The organism is Candidatus Pelagibacter communis, assembly GCF_001179945.1.
GTDB lineage: Bacteria > Pseudomonadota > Alphaproteobacteria > Pelagibacterales > Pelagibacteraceae > Pelagilacustribacter > Pelagilacustribacter ubique_A.
In genome coordinates this window covers 1-3,528 of the sequence record NZ_CVSG01000032.1, presented here as the reverse complement: position 1 = coordinate 3,528, position 3,528 = coordinate 1, and the positions used below count along the sequence as shown (strand labels likewise).

Below are 3,528 nucleotides of genomic sequence, written 5' to 3'. Positions count from 1 at the left end.
CCGGCCCTAAACTTTTAAGCTACGTAGAAACTTACTACGCTGAATACTGCAATTACCCAAATAGCTGGTGAAGTTTTTCCAAATTTACCAGTAAAGATTTGAATTAATGCATAAGAGATGAACGCAAGAGCGATACCATTACTAATACTGTAAGTTAAAGGCATAGTTATCATAGCCACAACTGCCGGCCCAGACTCAGCTATATCATTCCACTCAATATCTGTAATGTTTCTAACAAACAAAATCGCTACATATAATAATGCTGCTCCATCTATTTCTTTTGGAAGACTTGTAGCTAAAGGTGAAAAAAACAAGCAAGCTAAAAACAGAACTCCGATTACTAACGAAGTCATTCCTGTTCTTCCACCTGCTTTCACACCAGCACCTGACTCAACATAGCTTGTAACTGTTGTTGTACCCATCACAGCACCTGCAACTGTTCCAACACTATCAGATAGCATGGCTTTGTTTATATCCTGCACTTTACCTTTTTTATCTACTTTGCCTGCTACGTTAGCTACAGATGTTAACGTTCCTGCTGTATCAAAAAAGTCAATAAACAATAAAGTAAAGACTATTGAAGCCATACCTGCTGTGAGGGCAGCTTTGAGATCAAACTCAAACAGATAGGTCATTGGAGGAATAGATCCAACCACTCCATTAAACTTAGCTAAGCCTGTAGCCCAAGCAATTATACTGAATAGCAGAATACCTATTATAATATTTCCCCTTATTTTCATTTTTTCTAACACAATCATAAAAACAAAAGCTAAACATCCTAGAAGGACTAGAGGATTTTTAATATCACCGAGAGTTACAAGTGTAACAGGATGATCTCCTACTACTCCCATAATCTCAAGACCGATAATTGCTAAAAACAATCCTATTCCCGCTCCTATTCCAAGCTTTAAACTTTTGGGTATCGAGTTGATTAACCAAGCTCTTAAGGGAGTTAATGAAATTGCTAAGAAGATTACTCCAGCAACTAAAACTGCACCTAATGCTGCTTGAGGTGTATAGCCCATTCCTGCTACTACCCCATAAGCAACGAAAGCGTTAATACCCATTCCAGGCGCTAGACCTATTGGCCACGTACGTCCATGAAACGCCATTATAAAACAAGCAACTGATGTTGCTAAAATTGTTGCAGTGAAAACCGCACCAAAATCAAAAAAACCTTTTTCTGTTCCAGCAAATTCACCAGATAAGATAAAAGGGTTCAAAAACATTATGTAAGCCATCGTAAGAAAAGTCGTTACTCCGGCGATTACCTCTGTTTTAAAATTTGTTTTATGTTTTCTATATTCAAAATATTTTTCCATCATAAAATTAAACCTCCGTTCAAAGTTTATTACTCTATATATCTAACAAAATCTTAAATAAATCAGGCATAGCTGCTAAGATTCAACTAATAGTAAATATATCTGTTTATAACTTTTCGTTATAAAATAAGGCTTAGGATGAAAAAATTATTTTTTGCAATTTTATACACATTATTAATAATTTCTTTAGGCGGTTGTAAAACAGTTTCAAAAAAAATTGAGGATACAACAGAAAAGGAGAAACAAAAATTAAGTAAATGGTTGAATAAATCCGAGGAAGATCTCAAAAGTTTTTATGGTCAACCAGATAAAGTTGAGTTTTTAAAAACTAGAAATAGGAATTACTTTTATATAACTGAAAAATATCAGATTAAGTGTGAGCGTAAGTTTGAGATAAATCCAAGGAATATTGTAGTTGGTTTTAGTAGTAAAAACTGCTTTTAATTACTTGCGGAGTTTTACTCCGCAAGCAAGGTGAATTATTTTATTTCAATAAGTCTTTTTTTCTTTATTTCAGGGATGATTTTTTCACAAGAAATAGTTAACAAACCATCTTTTAACTCAGCACCATTCACTTTTACATCATCTGCAATTGTGAACGATCTAGCAAAAGATCTTTGTGATATTCCTCGATGAATAACTTCATCGCCATCTTTTTCTTCACTTCTTTTAACGTCTTTTGTCTTTACAGTTAAAAGATTATCCTCATATTCAACTTCAACATCATTTTTATTAAAGCCAGCAACTGCTACTTCAATAGCATACTTATCTTTGCCAGCTTTTCGGATGTTATATGGTGGATAATTACTTTGAACTACTCTACCATTCCCTAACATAGACTCAAACTGATCGAACATATCATCGAAGCCTACGCTAAAAGGTCTAAGTGAATTAAAGATCGATAGATCCTTACTTGTCATATATCCTCCTTTGTTAGCAAGGTTTTACGTCAGTCCCATTTGGCAACCGACAAATATATATGTGGGAATTATATTTATTTTTTCAAGATTTTTATTTTAAAATCTTTGCAGATTTTAAAATAAATGAATATTCTTCAGCCAACTCTATGATAGCATTGTCGCGGCCAGACATTCCTCCATGACCTGCTGCTTCCATTTTACATTTTAATAATTGATTATTATTATCAGTTTTTAAATCTCTCAACTTTGCAATATATTTAACTGGCTCAGAGTAAAGAACTCGATTGTCAAACAAAGAAGTAGTTATAAACATCGATGGGTAATCCTTTTTCTCAATATTATTATAAGGTGAGTAAGACAGAATATATTCAAAGTACTCTTTACTTTTAATTGGATTTCCCCACATTTCCCATTCACCTGGAGTTAAAGGCAATTTATCATTTAGCATAGTGGTCATAGTATCTACGAAAGGTACTAATAAAAGCATTCCAAAAAATAAATCTGGAGACAAGTTAGCCACTGCTCCACCTGTAAGACCTCCAGCTGACCCACCGTAAAAACAAATTCCACCTTTATAAGTATATCTTTGTTCTATTAAATGATTTGCACATGCCACATAATCTAGAAAAGTATTTTTCTTTAATTTTTTTTTTACCTTCTGTGTGCCACCTATCACCAAGGTCACCTCCACCTCTAATATGAGCTATCGCAAAAGTAATACCTCTATCCACAAGACAAAATCTTGAGGCACTAAATGAACAATTAACCGAATGTTTATAGGCTCCATAGCTGTAGAGTAATACTTTTGATTTTCCATCTTGTTTTGAGTCTTTTAATCTCACTAAACTAATCGGAACCATACGACCATCATGTGATCGAGCTTTTATTCTTTCCACCACATATTTACTAGGATCGTGGCCAGAGGGAATTTCTGTTTCTTTAACTAATTTTTTTTTTTTAGTAACGATATCATACTCATAAACTCTTCCTGGAGTTGCCATGCTTTCCCAACCAACTCTTATCATTGTAGTATTTGTATCTTTTTGCATTAACGAAATACCAGGTACACCTATTGGCTCATCCGAAATTTTAATTTCTTCTTCTTTGTTACTTTTAATATTTCTAACAAAAAGTTTTGGTATAGCATCAGACTTTTCTGATCTAAGGATATAATCATCTAAAAATTCAAATCCACCGATAACAGTTTCCTTTTTAGCAGGGATAAAAACATCTAATTTATCTATCTGATTAGTCTTACATCTTAGCACCTTATAATCTCTAGCCCC

General features: G+C 33.6%; 5 protein-coding genes. 1 reads left to right on the top strand and 4 read right to left on the bottom strand.

What is annotated here, in order from left to right; genetic code table 11:
- Window positions 1–14 precede the first annotated feature (14 nt).
- Window positions 15–1,325, bottom strand: coding sequence for an NCS2 family permease (locus tag AMN78_RS00945; protein ID WP_075533754.1), 1,311 nt, complete (start codon window positions 1,323–1,325; stop codon window positions 15–17).
- Window positions 1,326–1,460: 135 nt separating this feature from the next.
- On the opposite strand from AMN78_RS00945, the gene AMN78_RS00940 reads away from it, so the two are divergent.
- Entirely contained in the window at window positions 1,461–1,766 is a 306-nt protein-coding gene (locus tag AMN78_RS00940; RefSeq protein WP_075533753.1) for a hypothetical protein, read from the top strand.
- 35 nt (window positions 1,767–1,801) lie between these two features.
- On the opposite strand, the gene AMN78_RS00935 is transcribed toward AMN78_RS00940, so the two are convergent.
- The 3 genes from AMN78_RS00935 to AMN78_RS00925 form a co-directional block, all read right to left on the bottom strand.
- Window positions 1,802–2,242, bottom strand: coding sequence for an Hsp20 family protein (locus tag AMN78_RS00935; protein ID WP_075533752.1), 441 nt, complete (start codon window positions 2,240–2,242; stop codon window positions 1,802–1,804).
- Window positions 2,243–2,333: 91 nt separating this feature from the next.
- On the bottom strand, window positions 2,334–2,858 hold the full coding sequence (locus tag AMN78_RS00930; protein ID WP_256997680.1) for a prolyl oligopeptidase family serine peptidase: 525 nt from the start codon (window positions 2,856–2,858) through the stop codon (window positions 2,334–2,336).
- Window positions 2,815–3,528 (bottom strand): prolyl oligopeptidase family serine peptidase (locus tag AMN78_RS00925; protein ID WP_179850585.1); only part of this gene is annotated, 714 nt, incomplete at its 5' end. The genes AMN78_RS00930 and AMN78_RS00925, both read right to left, overlap by 44 nt.